This is a genomic window from Actinorectispora metalli (assembly GCF_056323685.1).
In genome coordinates this window covers 4,195,999-4,213,072 of sequence record NZ_JBREYE010000001.1, presented here as the reverse complement: position 1 = coordinate 4,213,072, position 17,074 = coordinate 4,195,999, and the positions used below count along the sequence as shown (strand labels likewise).

General features: G+C 69.6%; 15 protein-coding genes. 6 read left to right on the top strand and 9 right to left on the bottom strand.

What is annotated here, in order from left to right; genetic code table 11:
* Nucleotides 1-131: 131 nt before the first annotated feature.
* Nucleotides 132-1,712: an alpha/beta fold hydrolase gene (locus tag ACU6XJ_RS19785; RefSeq protein ID WP_476313547.1), complete on the top strand. Its 1,581-nt coding sequence runs from the start codon at nt 132-134 to the stop codon at nt 1,710-1,712.
* Between the two features lie 51 nt (nt 1,713-1,763).
* Here the strand turns inward: ACU6XJ_RS19785 and ACU6XJ_RS19780 are convergent, their stop codons facing one another.
* The gene (locus ACU6XJ_RS19780) at nt 1,764-2,765 is read right to left on the bottom strand and encodes a hypothetical protein (protein ID WP_476313545.1); all 1,002 of its coding nucleotides are present in this window, start codon (nt 2,763-2,765) and stop codon (nt 1,764-1,766) included.
* Nucleotides 2,766-3,033: 268 nt separating this feature from the next.
* A complete protein-coding gene (gene hemQ / locus ACU6XJ_RS19775; protein WP_476313543.1) occupies nt 3,034-3,729 on the bottom strand; it encodes a hydrogen peroxide-dependent heme synthase in 696 nt (231 codons plus the stop codon).
* Nucleotides 3,730-3,791: 62 nt separating this feature from the next.
* On the opposite strand from hemQ, the gene ACU6XJ_RS19770 reads away from it, so the two are divergent.
* On the top strand, nt 3,792-4,574 hold the full coding sequence (locus tag ACU6XJ_RS19770; protein ID WP_476313541.1) for a GNAT family N-acetyltransferase: 783 nt from the start codon (nt 3,792-3,794) through the stop codon (nt 4,572-4,574).
* 329 nt (nt 4,575-4,903) lie between these two features.
* Here ACU6XJ_RS19770 and hemG read toward each other — a convergent pair whose 3' ends face one another.
* Together hemG and hemE are read right to left on the bottom strand one after the other, a co-directional pair.
* Complete coding sequence (hemG, locus tag ACU6XJ_RS19765) at nt 4,904-6,298, bottom strand: protoporphyrinogen oxidase (protein ID WP_476313539.1); 1,395 nt, start codon at nt 6,296-6,298, stop codon at nt 4,904-4,906.
* 1 nt (nt 6,299) lies between these two features.
* Nucleotides 6,300-7,355, bottom strand: a complete 1,056-nt coding sequence (hemE, locus tag ACU6XJ_RS19760) for a uroporphyrinogen decarboxylase (protein ID WP_476313537.1) — start codon at nt 7,353-7,355, stop codon at nt 6,300-6,302.
* A gap of 240 nt (nt 7,356-7,595) precedes the next feature.
* Here hemE and ACU6XJ_RS19755 point away from each other — a divergent pair, with 240 nt between their 5' ends.
* On the top strand, nt 7,596-8,159 hold the full coding sequence (locus ACU6XJ_RS19755; protein ID WP_476313535.1) for a DUF3000 domain-containing protein: 564 nt from the start codon (nt 7,596-7,598) through the stop codon (nt 8,157-8,159).
* A gap of 996 nt (nt 8,160-9,155) precedes the next feature.
* On the opposite strand, the gene ACU6XJ_RS19750 is transcribed toward ACU6XJ_RS19755, so the two are convergent.
* The gene (locus ACU6XJ_RS19750; protein WP_476313533.1) at nt 9,156-10,298 is read right to left on the bottom strand and encodes a dipeptidase; all 1,143 of its coding nucleotides are present in this window, start codon (nt 10,296-10,298) and stop codon (nt 9,156-9,158) included.
* A 259-nt stretch (nt 10,299-10,557) separates the two neighbouring features.
* Here ACU6XJ_RS19750 and ACU6XJ_RS19745 point away from each other — a divergent pair, with 259 nt between their 5' ends.
* From ACU6XJ_RS19745 to ACU6XJ_RS19735, 3 genes are all read left to right on the top strand, one after another.
* Entirely contained in the window at nt 10,558-11,274 is a 717-nt protein-coding gene (locus tag ACU6XJ_RS19745; protein ID WP_476313531.1) for a response regulator, read from the top strand.
* A 223-nt stretch (nt 11,275-11,497) separates the two neighbouring features.
* Nucleotides 11,498-12,751: a ribonuclease D gene (locus ACU6XJ_RS19740; RefSeq protein ID WP_476313529.1), complete on the top strand. Its 1,254-nt coding sequence runs from the start codon at nt 11,498-11,500 to the stop codon at nt 12,749-12,751.
* 198 nt (nt 12,752-12,949) lie between these two features.
* A complete protein-coding gene (locus ACU6XJ_RS19735) occupies nt 12,950-13,390 on the top strand; it encodes a VOC family protein (RefSeq protein ID WP_476313527.1) in 441 nt (146 codons plus the stop codon).
* A gap of 9 nt (nt 13,391-13,399) precedes the next feature.
* Here the strand turns inward: ACU6XJ_RS19735 and ACU6XJ_RS19730 are convergent, their stop codons facing one another.
* The 4 genes from ACU6XJ_RS19730 to ACU6XJ_RS19715 are packed head-to-tail and all read right to left on the bottom strand — an operon-like array spanning nt 13,400 to nt 17,062.
* Nucleotides 13,400-14,350 carry a M56 family metallopeptidase gene (locus ACU6XJ_RS19730; protein WP_476313525.1) on the bottom strand — a complete coding sequence of 317 codons (951 nt, stop codon included), beginning with the start codon at nt 14,348-14,350 and terminating at the stop codon, nt 13,400-13,402.
* Nucleotides 14,347-14,718, bottom strand: coding sequence for a BlaI/MecI/CopY family transcriptional regulator (locus tag ACU6XJ_RS19725; protein WP_476313523.1), 372 nt, complete (start codon nt 14,716-14,718; stop codon nt 14,347-14,349). Before ACU6XJ_RS19725 ends, ACU6XJ_RS19730 begins: the two co-directional genes overlap by 4 nt.
* Complete coding sequence (locus ACU6XJ_RS19720) at nt 14,688-15,944, bottom strand: MFS transporter (protein ID WP_476313522.1); 1,257 nt, start codon at nt 15,942-15,944, stop codon at nt 14,688-14,690. Before ACU6XJ_RS19720 ends, ACU6XJ_RS19725 begins: the two co-directional genes overlap by 31 nt.
* The gene (locus ACU6XJ_RS19715; RefSeq protein ID WP_476313520.1) at nt 15,941-17,062 is read right to left on the bottom strand and encodes a PLP-dependent cysteine synthase family protein; all 1,122 of its coding nucleotides are present in this window, start codon (nt 17,060-17,062) and stop codon (nt 15,941-15,943) included. Before ACU6XJ_RS19715 ends, ACU6XJ_RS19720 begins: the two co-directional genes overlap by 4 nt.
* Between the last annotated feature and the right edge of the window lie 12 nt (nt 17,063-17,074).

Below are 17,074 nucleotides of genomic sequence, written 5' to 3'. Positions count from 1 at the left end.
GAATTTACTTCTTTTGCCGGATCGCGCGTGCACAGCGGATTCGTAGGCTGCACAACAGCTTCACAGGTGCTACGGAGGGAAGTGCATTGACAAGTTCTGTTTCAAGACCCCGTAGATTCAGAAATGCCGCGGTGACCGCGGCGTTGAGTGTGGCAACACTGCTCACCACCACCGCCCCCGCATTGGCCGACAATGGCTTGAGCGAGTTCTACGGCCAGCAGGTCGAATGGAGCGCCTGCGGCACCACACCCGGCCTGGCGGGCCTGGAATGCGCCGAGGTGATCGCGCCGCTGGACTACCGCAACCCCGATGCCGGGCGCATCGCGGTGACCATGAGCAGGCTCAAGGCCTCCGACACCGCCAAGCGGCGCGGCGTGCTGCTGATCAACCCTGGCGGCCCCGGCGGTTCCGGCCTGTCCATGCCGAACTACTTCCGCAACGACCCGATCGCCAAGGTCTATGACCTGATCGGCTTCGACCCCCGCGGCGTCGGCCGCTCCACCCCGCTGGAGTGCGAGGTCACCGACGCGCTCGGCCAGCTCAACACCCGGCCGACCGACCGCGAGTTCGCGATCTTCACCGCCGAGGCGAGGCAGTTCGAGGAAAGCTGCGAGCGCAGCGCGGGCGGCATCCGCCCGTACATCAACACCCCGAACACCGCGCGGGACATGGACGTGATGCGCGGCGTCCTGGGCGAGAAGAAGATCAACTATCTTGGCTTCTCCTACGGCACCTACCTGGGGGCGGTGTACGGCTCGCTGTTCCCGGCGACCCTGGACCGCAACGTGCTGGACTCCGCGGTGCACCCGGAGTGGATCTGGCGCGAGCAGTTCAAGGCGCAGGCGTACGCGATCCGCGAGAACTTCGACCTGTGGGCCGCCTGGACCGGCCAGCGCAACAACACCTTCGGCCTCGGCAAGTCCCAGGCCGAGGTCATCGCGAGCTACGAGGCACTGGCCGCGAAGCTCGCGCAGAAGCCGGTGGCGGGCATCGACCGCAACCTGCTGGACCTGGTGGTCAACTACTTCACGAGGTTCCGCCCGGAGTGGGAGTCCTTCGCGTGGATCATCGGCGAGCTTCGCGCCGGTGCCGACGGCGTGAAGTCGCCGGAGGACGTGAAGGTGGTCGACGCGGCCAAGGCCGCCAAGGTGGCCAAGGAGATCGCGATCAAGGAGACGGTGTCCGGCGTGTTCGACACCGTGACCTGCGAGGCCGACTGGCCGCGTGACCTCAACACCTACTACAACGACATGCGCCACTTCCGCGAGAAGTACCCCTACGGCTTCGGCGTCTACCGCGCCGCCCCCCAGCCGTGCACCTTCCGCACCTTCACCCCTCCGGACGCCGTGACCGACCTCAAGCGGGCGGGCTACCCGGCAGGCCTGGTGATCCAGGCCGACGGCGACGCCAACACCCACTACGACAGCGGCCCCGCGATGGCGGCGAAGCTCAACGACCCGTTGATCTCGGTCGCCGATGACGGCGCGCACGGCCTGTACGGCTTCAACGAGTGCGCCACCAAGCTCATCAACCGCTACCTGGTGGACGGCGTGCTGCCCGGCAGCCGCGTCGTCTGCAAGGGAGAGCCGAGGCCCGACGTGCCCGCCGACTCCCCCTCGTCCCGCGTAGCGCCCACCGACCGCCCGGCCTCCCTGGAGGCCAAGGTCGCGGGCTTCATCCAGTCCAAGCGCCTGGACGCCCGCCCCTTCTGACGCACTGGCCGCGGCCGGGTCCGGTCACCGACCGGACCCGGCCGACGCGCGTCAGTCCGCCACGGGCTGGTAGCGGGCGGGCGGGACCGGCTGCAGGGTGCGCGGGTTCTCGGTGAGGTTGCCACCCAACGCGTCCCGAAGACACACGACCGGATCGGCCTCGGCCGCGTCCAGGTCCAGGTCGGCGAACCGCTTGGCGGGCACGGCGATGCTGAGCACGCAGACCTGCTCGGGCACCAACTCGGTCTCTTCCACCGCCGACACCAGGCCGTTCACGATCGCCGTGTCGACCAGGTTCACCGGGTCGCTGCCGAAGATCGTGCGCAACGTGCGGAGCGCGAGGTGGGCGATCAGCCGCAGGTAAAGCTCGGAGTGCTCCTCCGCGCCCCGCGGGTGGAACACCGGTGCGAGGCCTGGTGAGCGGACCACGTAATCCGGCGGCACGATCTCGGGGTGCGGCAGTTCGTACCGTGCCTTCAGCACCCGGTTGTCCGGCTCGTAGCCCAACTGGAAGTGCATGATCAGCTCCGCCGGGTCGTCTCCGGCGGACGCGGTGAGCATGCGGTGGAAGTAGTGGCATACGGCCTGCGGGTCGCCCGCGCGCACGGCGACGGCGTAGCGGTCGACCTCGGCGTGTTGCTCGGCGACCGCCTCCCAGGCCGACTGGGCGGCGCGCAGTTTCTCGGCGGCGTCGGCGTCCTCCCGCCTGCGGGCCTCGGCGGCGCGATAGCGGGTGAAGTCCTCCTCCGCGCGCCGCATGGCCTCCCGGACCGCGGCCAGGTACCGCCGCCGCACACCGGGGATCAGACCGCGGATGCCCGGCTTGGGCGGCAGGCGGTCGGCGATGCTCGCGGGTTTGGGCAGCGGCTCGGTGCCCGCGCTCAGTACCGCGGGGTCGATGTCCGGCATCGACGGGCGGGACTTCTTGAGCGAGTCGAAGTCCAGCGGCGCCACCGGGTTCGCCAACGCGCGGCGCAGCACATCGCGTTGTGCGGCGAGTCTGGCCTCCAGTGCCTCGGCGCGGGACTGCGCCTCCACAATGTTCTTGGGCACCAAGGGAACCGCCGCCTCGGTAGACGGGGGGTCCGACGGCTTTCGCCGCGTCTTGGGGTGGCGCGTCCAGCCTGCCATCGTGCGAGGTTCTCCGATCTTCCCCTGCTCCCCCGGCCCAAGGCCTGCCTAGAAATTTATGGCCTACGCGGAGGTAAGAAGAGCCAAGATCGTCTTTCTCGCCCGAACAGAGCAGCAGCATCGCGGGTGTATGTGACGTTTGCCCGGAAAGAATGAGCAGGCGTCACGTTTGCCGCGAACGAAAGCGGTGTTACGGAAGCGTGGTGACGAGGTCCGCGGCCGGGATCCGGGTGCCGGTGTAGAACGGGATTTCCTCGCGGACGTGGCGCCGGGCCGCGCTGCCGCGCAGGTGCCGCATCAGGTCCACGATGCGGTGCAGTTCGTCGGCTTCGAAGGCCAGCATCCACTCGTAGTCGCCGAGCGCGAAGGACGCCACGGTGTTGGTTCGGACGTCGGGGTACTCGCGAGCCTGCTTGCCGTGCTCGGCGAGCATCGCGCGCCGCTCTTCGTCGGGCAGCAGGTACCACTCGTAGGAGCGGACGAAGGGGTAGACGCACACGTACCTGCGGGGTTCCTCACCGGTGAGGAACGCGGGCACGTGGCTCTTGTTGAACTCCGCGGGCCGGTGCAGCGCGGCCTGGCTCCACACCGGGTCGGACACCCGCCCGAGCGCGGTGGTCCGCCGGAAGCCGCTGTAGGCCTCCTGCAACGACTCGATGCGCTCGGCGTGCCACCAGATCAGGTAGTCGGCGTCGGCCCGCATGCCCGCCAGGTCGTACACCCCGCGCACGATGACACCCTTGCCCTCCAGCGCGTCCAGGTAGTCCTGGGCTTCGCGGGCGGTGGCGGCGCGGTCCTCGCCGAGTTTGCCCGGCTGGACCCGGAACACCGACCACATGGTGTACCGGATGGTGTCGTTGAGCTCGGCGAAGTTCAGGCGGGTCATGTTTCCATCGTGCCACCGCCGCCAGACCACTCGCACGGCACCCAGCGGGTAGGTTCGCGATCATGACCCAACTCACCAGGGCCGTCGAGTTCCTGGAGGACTTCGCCCGCAGGCAGGCGCGGCGGACGGTGGAGGTGCCCGGCGGCTTCGCCGTGCTGGATGACCGGTTCCCGGCGTCCTACGACAACAACAAGCTGGTCCTGCGCGAGTCCGTGACGCCGGGCCAGGCGCTGACGGCGGCCGAGGACGTGCTGGGCCGCGCGGGCCTGGAACACCGCCTGATCAGGGTCAACGCCGATGAGCTCGGCCTGGCCTGCGCCGAGGAGTTCGCGGAAGCGGGCTATGTGCACGAGACGGACGTCGTGATGTGCCACGACGGCGTGACGCCGCCGCGGGACAGCGCGATCGTCGTGGAGCCGCTGAAGTTCGCCGACGTCCGCGAGGCCTCCCGGGTGACCTGGCAGGAGCGGCTGGATTCGCCGGGCTACGCGGCGGTCGTCGAGCAGTTGGCCGACCGCTACCTGACCCGACTGGACGGCGCCGACGATGTGGTCTTCCTGGGGGTGCGCGAGGGGGACGCGGTCGTGTCGCACGCCGATCTGTACCTGGACCGGGCCGCGGGCATCGCCCAGTTCGAGTCGCTGGCCACCATCCCCCGCGCCCGGGGGCGTGGCTACGCGGGGGCGATCCTCGCGGAGAGCCTGCGCCGATCGGCCGAGGCGGGTTGCGACCTGCTGTTCCTGCTGGCCGATGCCGACGACTGGCCCAGGGAGTTCTACGCCGCGGCGGGCTTCACCGCGGTCGGCGACACCCACACCTTCATCAGACACGCACCGGAGCTGTGATCACCTGCCGCGAGGACTGTTTCGCGGTGCTGGTGGCCTGAAGGATCGGCATGTGGAGAAGCTCCGATCGAGCCGGCCCGCGGGACCTTGCCTACGAGGCTCAGGTCCGCTCCCGTGCTCAGCGCTTCGCGGAGAGTCGGCCGTCCGAGCGTTGACCGATGCCGCGATGTCCGACCTCATCGCTAGCTTGTGTATCGGGGGCAGCACCCAGCCACCGAAAGACCGCAGCGGCCCCCGATTCAACCCTAGCGTCGGCGGCGTGGCCGCGTGAGCACGGCGCGCGCAGGCACGCCGTATTGGCCCAGCCCGGCTCGCTTTGGCACGGCGGGTCAGGACGATGGCTGACGTTCGCGCGTGTCGAGCAGCTGAGCCACCGCCGCATCGGCGGCGGCGATGCAGGCCGGGATGCCCACGCCGTTCATGGCCGCGCTGGCCACCGCGAGGCCGGGATGCTCCGCCACCGCCCGGCGAATTCGTTCTACCGCGTCCTGGTGTCCGACCGCGTATTGCGGCAACCCGCCGCCCCAGCGTTGCACCACCGCCGCGACCGGGGTCGACGTCACGCCGGTGAGATCAGCGAGGTCGCCGCGAATCGCCGAGATGAGCTCGGTGTCATCCAGTTGGAGGACACCGGTTTCGCGGTAGCGGCCGACCGATCCCCGTACCAGCACGTGGTTTCCGCCGAGGTGCGGCCACTTGCGGCTGGAGAACGTGAATGCCTTGGCGGAGAAGGGGATTCCGTCGCTGCGCCGCTCCCCCTCCGCGACCAGCACGCCCGAGGAGTCAGGCAGCGCGGCGTCGGCGGGCAGGGCGAGCGCGACGATGGCCATCGAGGCCACGTCGATATCGGCATAGCCCGCCGCCGCGTCGGGAACGACGTCGGCCAGCAGTTTGCGGGCCGCGGGCGCGGGTACGGCGAGCAGCACGCCGCCGAAGGTCTCGTACTCGGGTCGCGGCGCTGCGCCGAATTCCAGCCGCCAACCGCCGTCCGTCGGCGCCAGGCCGCGGACCGTCGTATTCGTCCGGATTGTGGCGCCGGAGCGGGCGGTCAACGCGTCGACCAGCGTGCGCATGCCGCCGGTCAGCGCGCCGAAGACCGGCTTGCGCCCGGTTTCGGCCGGGCGCAGCACGCTCTGCGCGGCGGCCAGCAGCGAATTGGCGCCGTTGTCCAAGGCGGTCGCCACCGCGGGAATGGTCGCGCGCAGGCTGAGCCGGTCGGCGCGGCCCGCGTACACACCGCCGAGCAGCGGGTCGACCAGCCGCTCGACCACCTCGTCGCCCATCCGCGCCCGGACCAGCGCACCGACCGCGATGTCCTTGCCCTCCAACCGCACCGGCGGCAGCTGCGTCTCGGCGCTCAGCCGCGCACAGCCCCCGGGCGAGAGCAGTTCGGTCATCGCATCGGCGGTGGCGGGCACGCCGAGGATGGTCTGCTTGGGCAGCGGAACGATCCGCCCGCCCGCCCGCACCGTCGCGCCCACCGCAGCCGGGTGCACGAGGCGGTCGGCGAGGCCGAGTTCGGTGATCAGGTCGACCGCTTCCGGCCTGCGCACGAGGAAAGCTTCGGCCCCCAGGTCGTAGTCCACGCCGCCGAACTCCGTGGTGCGCAGCTTGCCGCCCGGCGTGCCCGTCTGCTCGAAGACGGTCACCTCGGCGTGCTCCCGCAGCCGGTAGGCCGCCGCCAAGCCGGAGATTCCGCCCCCGACGATCGCGATCCGACGCATGTCAGCCCAACTCGTGGACCAGCTCGACGACTCGGGTGATCACGGCGGGGTCGGTGTCGGGCAGCACGCCGTGTCCGAGGTTGAAGATGTGGCCCGCCGCGACCTTGCCCTGTGCGAGCACCCGCCGCACCTCACGCTCGACCACCTCCGGCGAGGCGAACAGTACGGCGGGGTCCAGGTTGCCCTGGAGCGCGACGCCGCCGCCGACCCTGCGGGCGGCCTCGTCCAGCGGGATCCGCCAGTCGACGCCGACCACATCGGCCCCGGCCTGGTGCATGGCGCCCAGCAGCTCACCGGTCCCCACGCCGAAGTGGATGCGCGGCACGCCCGCGTCGGCGAGTCCGCCGAGGACCTTGGCCGAGTGCGGCTGGACGAAGTCGGTGTAGTCGGCGATCGACAACGCGCCGGTCCAGGAGTCGAACAGCTGAACCGCGTCGACGCCCGCGGCCAGTTGCGCGCGCAGAAAGGTCAGGGTGGTGTCGGCGAGGCAGTCCAGCAGCTGGTGCCACACCTCGGGGGCCGAGTACATCAGCGCCTTGGTGCGCTCATGGTTGCGGCTCGGTCCGCCCTCCACCAGGTAGGAGGCGAGGGTGAACGGCGCACCGGCGAAGCCGATCAGCGGCGTGCTGCCCAGTTCCCGCACGAGCAGCCGCACGGCGTCGGCGACCGGCTCGACCTGCTCGGCGTCCAGCTTCGGCAGCGCGGCCACATCGGCCTCGGTGCGGACGGGGTTGGCGACCACCGGTCCGGTGCCGGGCACGATGTCCAGGTCGACGCCCGCGGCCCGCAGCGGCACGACGATGTCGCTGAACAGGATCGCCGCGTCCACCCCGTGCCTGCGCACCGGCTGGAGGGTGATCTCGCAGGCCATCTCCGGTGTCATGCAGGCCTGAAGCATGGGCGTGCCCTCGCGCAGCTTGCGGTACTCCGGCAGCGAGCGCCCTGCCTGGCGCATGAACCAGACCGGGACGCGCGACGGGCGCCCGCCCCTCGCCGCGACGAGAAACGGCGCGTCGGCGAGATCCCGACGGCCCGGGAGAACGGCGAGGTTGGTCATGAGGCTCCTGTGTCGTGCGGCTGGCCCCGCGCTGCGCTCTCGCGGGCGGGCCGACCCCCGCAGGTCTGTGCGGACTCGCGCTCTCGCGGGGCGGGTCCGGTGGAACGGTGTAGGGCGGGTATCGGACACCTGCCCATCTTCATCGTGCCACGGCCTCGGACTTATGCGTCGCGTGGTCGGTCCGACACGCCCCGGCGCGCCTGCGCGCTTGGGCGGGGGTGCGGACTTAAAGTCCACCGGGTGACCGGGATTTCGGGACCACCCGAGGTGTTCCGGCAGGCCGTGGCGGCACTGCGCGCAGTCAAGCCACGAGCCGAGGTTGAACTCGGTGAGGTGCGGCCGCCGCAACGTCTTGCGCCGTGGTCGGCTGCCTTCGGGGCCGAGGTGAACGGCCCTGCGGGCGAGATCGCCACCGGCCGTCTGGTGTTGTTGCACGACCCGGAGGGCAACGAGGCGTGGGACGGCGAGTTTCGCTTGGTCGTCTACGCCACGGCGGAACTGGACCCGGAACTGGCCTCCGACCCGCTGCTGCCCGACGTCGGCTGGTCCTGGCTGACCGAGGCCCTGGAAACCAGCGGCGCCGCGTGGACCGCCCTCGGCGGCACCGTCACCCTCACGTCCTCGGCCCGCTTCGGCGACATCGCAGGCCCGGAGCGCAGCTACGACCTCGAACTCCGCGCCTCCTGGACCGCCACCGACCTGGCCCTGGACGCCCACGCCGAAGCCTTCTGCACCCTCCTGGCCAGCGCCGCGGGCCTCCCCCCGGTCGGCGTGGCGATGATCCCCCAACGCAACTCCAGCTAAGGCCTCCCACAGCGCGCTCGGCGCCGGCAGGCCACCGCCCTCACCACCGCGAAGCCCGACCACGTCATGCCCATCCAGTCCGGCCAGTTCACGGGACGCGACGATCGGCCAGCCCCCTACCGCGAACTGTGAAACTCCCACCCGGGACGCGCTCGCTCGGCGGGGAACCGACGGGATACCTGTGGTGGACACAGCCAACTTCGCGTTCAGGCCTGCTCCGCGCTGCTCAACAGTCCGCGCTGCTCAACAGTCCGCGCTGCTCGACAATCCGCACCGCTCAACAGTCCGCGCAGCCCAACAGTCCGCGCAGCCCAACAGTCCACGCTGCCCGACAGATCGCGCTGGTCAACAGATCGAAATGTCAGACCCCATCGCTAACTTGTGTATCGGGGGCAGCACCCCACCGCCGCGAGATCACAGCCGCCCCCGATCGAACCCTAGCGCCGAAGATCGGACAAAGCCGACGCGACAGGCGCCAAATTCGCAGGTCCCGCCCAGGTCGTCATGATGTCGCCCTGTGTCGTCATGATGCGCCCGCAGGACGTCATGACGACAACCTGCGGGCGCATCATGCGCCTGGGCCTCGTCGGCGCGGTGAGGACACCCTCTAGGCGACGGCCGACCGCGAGCGAGGCCGGCGCCCATGCCGCGGACGCTGGCCTCGGCTAAACCCCGGGTGGGCCGGACATGGCGACCGGCAGAGCCGCAGGCGCCGAACTCGGCCGGGCGGCAGCCCGGTCGCAGCATGGCGATCCGGCTGGCTGGCTCGACAGAGCGGCTGCCAGGGCGACTTGGCTGAGGTAGGCGGCAGCCGGGTCGGGTGTGGCGAGTCGGGTGTGGCGAGTCGCGGGGTCGGGAGTCGCGGGGTCGGGAGTCGCGGGGTCGGGAGTCGCGGGGTCGGGAGTCGCGGGGTCGGGAGTCGCGGGGTCGGGAGTCGCGGGGTCGGGGGTGGCAGTCGGGAGTGGCAAGTCGCGGGTGGGGTGGCGGCTGCTTGGGTCAGGTGGCGGCGAGGGCCCGTGCCACTGACTCGGCTTCGGCCAGGACTCGGAGGGTGTTGCGGCCCGCGAGTTTGGCGCAGTCCTTTTCCGACCAGCCGCGGTCGAGGAGGGTCGCGATCAGGCGTGGGTAGCCGCTGACGTCTTCCAGGCCTTCCGGGAGGACGGTGGTGCCGTCGTAGTCGCCGCCGAGGCCGATGTGGTCGATGCCTGCGACCTCACGGGCGTGTTCGACGTGCCGCACGACGTCTTCCAGGGTCGCCTTCGGCATCGGGCGGAGCCTGCCGACCGCTGCCTCGCGCTGGGTCAGGTCGCGGGGGTTCTCGCCGCGGGCCTTCATGTCCGCGGTCAGTTCCCTTGACCACGCCGCGCACTCCTCCGAGATGAAGTCCGGCACGAAGGTGATCATGCACACCCCGCCCGCCGCGGCCATGGAGGTGAGAACGTCGTCGGGCACGTTGCGCACGTGGTCGGCGACCGCGCGGCACGAGGAGTGGCTGAAGATCACCGGCGCCTTGGACGTGGCGAGGGCGTCGCGCATCGTCGTCTCCGCCACGTGGGACAGGTCGACGAGCATCCCGAGTCGGTTCATCTCCGCCACTACAGAACAACCGAATTCCGACAAACCACCTACAACGGGCTTATCGGTCGCCGAATCGGCCCAAGATGTGTTGTCGTTATGCGTCAAAGTGAGATAACGCACACCTAGGCGGAAGAGCGCCCGCAGCACGCCGAGCGAATCCGCGATGCAGTGGCCGCCCTCGGCGCCCAGGAGCGAGGCGATCCGGCCCTCTCCGAACGCGGCCAACGCCTCATCGGCCGTTCGCGCGATCTTGAGATGGTCGGGGTATTGCTCCATCATCGAATGGACCAGCTCGATCTGCTCCAGCACGGCGGCCGTCGCGACGGTCCCCGCATAGCTACATGGCACGTAAACCGACCAGAACTGGACCCCGACACACCCTTGACGCAAACGCGCCAGGTCGGTGTGCAAGGGTGGTTGCGGGGCCCGCAAGTCGATCTCCAGCGGGTGCCTGGAAGTGCGTTCGCCCAGCGCTCGAAGGGCCCATGGAAGGTCGTTGTGACCGTCGGACAGCGGTGTCGTCTTGAGTACTTCGACGGCGCGTAACAGGCTCTCGTCCATTCGGCCCCCAAATCTTTTTTCTTCGTTTTGCGTCCTTGAAACGTTAGCCTCACTGGAAGCAGTCCCCCAAAAGGGGGAACGGGACGGCCTACTGTGACAACTCGATCGGGATAGATACCCGATTGATCGTCCCGCTGACCCCTCCGGGCGGCTAGGCTGCCTCCGTCGACACCACTTTCGGTCGATCAGTGGCGCGGCTGATTGGTCGAGAGTCCCGGTGCCGGTCGGGGGGCACGACCGACTCCAGGGAGGTAGTGACGTGGCTGCCGTCGGCTTAGGTCAGGCCGTTCGAACCACGCCAGCCGGTGCTTTGCCGGCCAACATGGTCCCGCACCCGCGGGAGGAACTGTTCTCGGTGCTGGTGGTCGATGACCACCCACTGCTACGGGAGGCTATTGCCACCCGGTTGATGCAGATGGGAGCCGGCACCGTACACGAGGCTGCCTCGGTAGCCGAGGCCCGAGCTCGCGCTCTGGCCACGGGTCCGTGCGACCTCGCGATACTCGACCTTGGGCTCCCCGATGGGAGCGGCATTGATCTGGTCACGGAACTCCGTGCCCAGGGATGGCCGCGCATCGTGGTGCTCGCCAGCTCCGACGACCCCTATGCGGTCCGGTCGGCCTTCCAGGCAGGCGCTCAGGCCTACCTGCTGAAGTCCGCATCGCCCATGGTGGTCACCGACGGAGTGCGGCGAGTGCTGGATGGCGGCGTGTATGCCGATCCCAGCGTGGCGCCAGTGCTGGCCGCCGGTACGAGAGTGCCGGGTACGGACAACACGCCGCGTGAGCTTTCCGCTCGCGAGGTCGAGGTGCTCCAGCTTGTCGCCGATGGCCGTAGCAACAAGGAAATCGGTGAGGCGCTGAACCTTTCCGCGCTCACGGTGAAATCTCACCTGTCGCGGATCGGGCGCAAGCTGGGCACCGGGGATCGGGCACAGATGGTTGCGCTGGCCATGCGTGCCGGCGTCATCCGCTGACAGCCCGAGCCCAGCTTCACCAGGTACGCGGACCGGCCTAGCCGGGACGAGTACAACGGGATCACGCGGGCTGCCGCACCGCCGCGGCAACGGTGGTGCTACAGGGGCACTGCGCTGCAGGGCGCAGGGCGCGACATAACGCGCCCTGCGCCCGATCCGTTGCAGATCGTCGTGCGAGGAGCGATTACCTATTACGCAACAACCCGTATGGTCTGGTTCCGTGGTGGAACGCGGATCAAGCCAACTGGAAGGGCAGTCCGACACGGGCCAACGCGAGGTCGTCCTGTTGACCCGCCCGGCGGACGGTGTGCCGCCGGTCGTCACCGACGAGGTGACGCTGCGGGCGGCGGCGCGAGCCATGGCCGCAGGCACCGGTCCGATCGGGGTCGATACCGAGCGGGCGTCCGGTTACCGGTACTCCCAGCGCGCCTACCTGGTGCAGCTGCGCCGGGACGGGGCGGGCACGGTGCTGATCGACCCGATCGCGGTGGGCGGCGACCTCGGGCCGATGGTGGACGTGCTCAACGATGCCGAGTGGGTGCTGCACGCGGCCACTCAGGACATGCCGTGCCTGGCCGAGCTGGGTTTGCGGCCTAAAGAGCTGTTCGACACCGAGCTGGCGGGCAGGCTGGCCGGTTTCCAGCGGGTCGCGCTGGCCTCGCTGGTGGAGAACATCCTGGGCTACCAGTTGGAGAAGGGCCATGGCGCCGCCGACTGGTCGCGCAGGCCACTTCCCGACGAGTGGCTGGCCTATGCCGCGCTGGACGTCGAGCTGCTGATTCCGCTGCGCAACGCAATGGAGCAGGAGCTGGCCGCCCAGAACAAGCTGGGCTGGGCGCATGAGGAGTTCGAGGCGATCAGAACCGCGCCGCCCGCCAAGGGCCGCGCGGAGCCGTGGCGCCGCACCTCGGGTATCCACCGCATCCGCAACCCGCGGCAGTTGGCCGCGGTGCGGGCGCTGTGGGAGGCGCGGGACGCGCTGGCCCGTCAGCGGGACATCGCGCCCGGTCGGGTGCTGCCCGACAGCGCCATCGTGGAGGCGGTCAGCGCGAACCCGGAGGGCTTGAAGGAGCTGATGGCGCTGCCGGTGTTCGGCGGCCGCGCCCAGCGTCGGGTCGCGAACACCTGGATGAGCGCCTTGGACCAGGCGCGCAAGCTCACGCGGGCGGAGTTGCCCGATATGAGCCCGTCGCACGATGGCCCTCCGCCGCCCAACCGGTGGGCCGACCGCGACCCGGAGGCCGCGGCGAGACTGTCGGCGGCGCGCGAGAAGCTCGGAAAGATCGCCGAACAGAACCGGCTGCCGGTGGAGAACCTGCTGCAACCGGACCTGGTCCGCCGCACCTGCTGGCAGCCGCCTGCGGAGATCACCACCGACGCGGTCACCGACGTGCTCAAGGCGGGCGGCGCCCGCGCATGGCAGATCGGCCTGACTGTGGACGCACTCACTCAGGCCTTGGCGGTCACCCGCTCCTGAGCGGCACGACCGGCACTCGGTGCCTCCAGCGGAGGCGTCGATCACGGGTTGGATATGCCCGACAGCTGAGGTCTTGTCGGGACCGGAGTCCACGCCGGGTGCTCCCGTGTGGAGCGCGGACACGCTCATCCGCCGTCCCGACGGCGTGACCGATGAGATTTTGTCGGTACCGGAGTCCACACTCCTGGGAGCACTCCCATGGAAGGACTCCCGCGCATGGACTGGACACTCGAAGTGGTGTTGCTCCCGGTCTCCGATCTGGACCGGGCGAAACGCTTCTACAGCGAACAGGTCGGCTTCGCCGTCGACCTCGACGAGCATTTCACCGAGACCAGACGCACCATCCAGCTCACCCCACCCGGCTCCGGCTGCTCAATCCACCTGGGCACCGGCGTCGACCTGCCCACCGGAAGCCCGATCGAGGGCACGCCGGGCTCGATGAAGGGGATGATGCTCGTCGTCTCCGACATCAACGCCGCCCGCACCCAACTCATCGAGAACGGCGTGACGGTCAGCGCCATCCGCCATTTCGAGGACGGCGATTGGGCCGATGGCCCCGGCGGCACCTGGAACTCGTTCTTCTCCTTCGAGGACCCGGACGGCAACGCCTGGATCGTCCAGGAACGCCCCCGCACCTGACCCGACCAATCATGGACAGACCACAAAGTGCGTGGCGGCCGCGGTGACCAGGAGCAGGGCGGACGCGCCGTAAGGGGCGAGGGCCGCGGCCAAAGAGGACAGCACGGATCGGTAGCAGGCCCGCAGTTGCTGTGACCAGGTGGCGGGCGCGGCCGTCAACCGTCGCACCCGGGTGACGACGCAGCCCTCGGTGGTCACAACCTGGAGGGGCGGCGTTGCGCGGGAGCCCGCCAGCGAGCACAGCGCGCCCGCGACCGCGGGTTGACCGTGTCGACGGGCCGCTTCGTCGTCGGCACGCATCTCCAACAGGAGGGGCACGGTGCTCGCGCCGAGGGTGAACAGCGGCAGCCGGTAGGCGCGGGCAAGGCCGCTGACGAGGCCGGCGAGGATGTGGTGGCGTTCGGCGAGGTGAGCGCGTTCGTGGGCGACCACCGCGGTGAGTTGCGGCGGGGTGAGCGCGTCCAGCGCCGCCCTGGTGACGACGACCAGCCGGGATCGACCGGGTACGCAGTAACTGATCGCCGGACCGGAGTCGATCACGAAGCAGTCCAGCGTCGGGTCGTAGCGCCCGACGATCCGGATGGCCTCGGCGTGCCGGGAGCGCGTCCTGCTGGGCAACGCCAGTGCCGCGGCGACACAACCCGCGGTATGCAGTGCCGCCATGACGGTGAAGACGGCACCGGCCACCCTGACCACCGAGAAATGACTGGCCACGGTCTCGTGCAGGATCGGCACGCAGTCGGCGAAGAACTCGCTGATCGCGCGGGGAACGAGAAGCTCGGGCCAAGCGAGCAGCAGACCGCCGAGCAGCCAACACAGCACGGCCGAGAATTCGGTGGCGATCCAGGCCAGCACGGCGGCAAGCGGGGTCTGGGTCCGGTCGGTCGCCGGTCGCAGCAGACGCATTCCGCGGTAGGCCAGGGTGAATCCACAGCCCAGCAGGAACGCGGCGAGGATCATGTGTCGGGCTCCTCCTGGTTGAGGTTCTCCATGGCTCTGCCGAGTGCTTCCGTTTCCTCCGGGCTGATCGTGTGCAGGAAGTGGGTGAAGGCCGTGTCGTGGTCTTTGCTCAGCTCCAGCGCTTCGCGCATCAGCCGGGCGGCGTATTCCTCGCGGCTGCGGGTGGGCTGGTAGATGAACGCCCTGCCTTCGCGGTGCCGCCGCAGCCAGCCCTTGCGATACAGGTTGTCCATCACCGTGGTCACCGTCGTGTAGGCGATCTCGCGGTGCGCGCGAAGGTGCCGTTCCACCTCCCGGACGGCCACCGGGCGCTGCCAGGTCCACAGGCAGTCCATGATCACGGCCTCGAGTTCGCCGAGGCGTCGCATACCAACCTCCCAGGGGTGGTGAACCGGGTCATTCCGGGCACGGCCAGCGTCGCTGCGCAGGCCAGCAGCACGAGGGCCGTGGTGCCGATCAGCACGGTCCGCATGCCCACCGCGGACACCGCCGACGGCAGCAGCACCAGACCCAACGGACTCATCGAGTAGGACACCAGGAAGTCCAGCGAGGACACCCTGGCCTGCATCGGCGGGGCGACTTCGCGTTGCACCGCACCGAACCAGGGCACGTTGAACAGCTCCATGCCGAGACCCGCGGCGGCGTAGACAACGAGCAGGGGCCACGCCGCATGCGAGAACGCCAGGGCGAGGGGGATGGCGGCGTACAGCGCCAGTCCGGTCACCGCGACCAAGCCGGGGCGGGCAGGCCGCCAGCGTGTCATGATCGCGCCGCCTGCCAGCGCACCGAGGGAGTAGGCGGTGAGCGCGGCGGCGTAGACCACATCGGTGCCGAACCGGTCGCGGCTGATCACCGGCAACAGCACCAGTTGGGACGCCTCTCCCACGCTGAGCACCACCACCAGCATGGCCAGGCCCGCCATGAACCAGGGATGGCGGCGCGCCTCGCGGACCCCGGCGGCGAACTGGCGCAGCATCGACTCCGGCGCCGGTGCGCTGTCGCGCTGGTCGGGTACCGGCCGCATGGCGAAGGCGGCCGCCGCCCACAACACGCCCGCGGCAACCATCACCGTCTCGGCCCCGGCGACGGCGGTCACGACGGTGGCGACACCGGGAGCGAGGACCAGCGCGACGCGAAAGGTGATGGTGGACAAGGCGTTGGCGGACTGCCGCTGCGCCTCCGGCACCACGTGGGCGATCATGGCTTGATAGGATGGGCGGAAGGCGCCTTCGCCCGCGCCGACCAACAGCACGCAGCACGCGCTCGCCCACGTCGGGCCCGCCAGCGCGAGCGGGAGCGCGAGGGCCGCCAGCACCCGAAGCAGGCAGGCGGCGATGATCATGACGCGGCGCGACCAGCGGTCGGCGAGCAGCCCACCCGGCACGGTCGCCGCGATGAACCCGACCGTCTTGGCCGCGAGCACGATGCCGAGCGCCGACGCCCCATGGCCTTGATGGACCAGCGCCAAGGTCACCGCGGCGGGCACCAGCGACACCGCCCACGCATCGGCGGAGTTGGCCAGCCACAGCCTGCGGAAGCCGGGCACCGACCACGCGCCCGCCCTGGTGATCGGTGGGCGGATGTCGGTGGTCATCGCTTCGCCCGGGCCACGGCGTGCGGCGAGCCGAGTTCGGCGGCCAATTCGGGCCGGTGGTTCGCGGTCTCGGGGGGCTCGACGCTGTAAGGGGACAGGCGGTTCACGCGGCGCCACAGAGCGTCGGAGGAGATGTCGAGACACAGGCCGTGGGCGCTCATCCACTCGTCGTCGTAGATGGTGTTCAGATACCGCTCTCCGCTGTCGGCGGCGATCAAAGCGACGGAGCTACCCGTTCCGTACGCCCGCGCCAGCCGCAACGCGACGCACAGCGCCGCTCCGGTCGAGCCGCCGACGAGGATGCCTTCATGGCGGGCGAGCACCCGGCAGGCCAGGAAAGCGTCCTCATCCGGCACCTTGTACACCGAATCCAGCAGGGACAGGTCGTCCAGGTTGGACGGCGTCCAACCGAGCCCGACGCCCGGGATGAGGTACGAATGCGAGGCACCGCCGAAGATGGCCGAACCCACCGCGTCGACTCCCACCGCCCGCACACCGGGCGCCTTGTCGGTCAGATAGCGAGAGATTCCACCCAACTGGCCACCCGTGCTCACCGTGACCACGACGGCCGCCAACTCGGGTCCGGCCTGGTCCACCAGTTCCGCGGCGGTGGACACATAATGGGCCTGCGAGTTGAGCGGATTGAAACACTGATCCGGCCGAAACGATCCCGGAATCCGCCGGTACAACTCATTCGCCAACGCGATACGCGTCTTGTGGTAAGAGCCGGTGTCGTCCTGCTCGTCCACCACGATCACCTCGGCCCCAAAGGCACGCAGCATGGCCAGATTCGTGACCGTGGCCTTCGGGTCGACGATGACAATCACCCGATAGCCGCGAGCGGCACCGATCATCGCCAGCGAAATACCGAAGTTGCCCGACGAGGACTCGATGATCGTGCCGCCGGGCCGCAAGAGACCCCGCTGTTCCGCGTCACGCACCAGATACCACGCGGGACGGTCTTTGACGCTGCCGCCGGGATTGCAGCGTTCCAGCTTCACCACAACCGCCGCGTCACGGGTATCGACTACACGCCGCAAGCCAATCAACGGCGAATCACCAATGGTGTCGAGCACATCGGAAAACGTGGTATGAAGACGTGAACACACATGATTCATAACAGCTCCAAG

Coding starts and splice junctions, on each gene's coding strand:
- hemQ (WP_476313543.1), bottom strand. CDS start 3,729: ATGACCCGCCTGAACTTCGCCGAGCTCAACGACACCATCCGGTACACC.
- hemE (WP_476313537.1), bottom strand. CDS start 7,355: ATGACCAACCTCGCCGTTCTCCCGGGCCGTCGGGATCTCGCCGACGCG.
- ACU6XJ_RS19720 (WP_476313522.1), bottom strand. CDS start 15,944: ATGACCACCGACATCCGCCCACCGATCACCAGGGCGGGCGCGTGGTCG.
- ACU6XJ_RS19730 (WP_476313525.1), bottom strand. CDS start 14,350: ATGATCCTCGCCGCGTTCCTGCTGGGCTGTGGATTCACCCTGGCCTAC.
- ACU6XJ_RS19715 (WP_476313520.1), bottom strand. CDS start 17,062: ATGAATCATGTGTGTTCACGTCTTCATACCACGTTTTCCGATGTGCTC.
- ACU6XJ_RS19735 (WP_476313527.1), top strand. CDS start 12,950: ATGGAAGGACTCCCGCGCATGGACTGGACACTCGAAGTGGTGTTGCTC.
- hemG (WP_476313539.1), bottom strand. CDS start 6,298: ATGCGTCGGATCGCGATCGTCGGGGGCGGAATCTCCGGCTTGGCGGCG.
- ACU6XJ_RS19725 (WP_476313523.1), bottom strand. CDS start 14,718: ATGCGACGCCTCGGCGAACTCGAGGCCGTGATCATGGACTGCCTGTGG.
- ACU6XJ_RS19770 (WP_476313541.1), top strand. CDS start 3,792: ATGACCCAACTCACCAGGGCCGTCGAGTTCCTGGAGGACTTCGCCCGC.
- ACU6XJ_RS19750 (WP_476313533.1), bottom strand. CDS start 10,298: ATGGACGAGAGCCTGTTACGCGCCGTCGAAGTACTCAAGACGACACCG.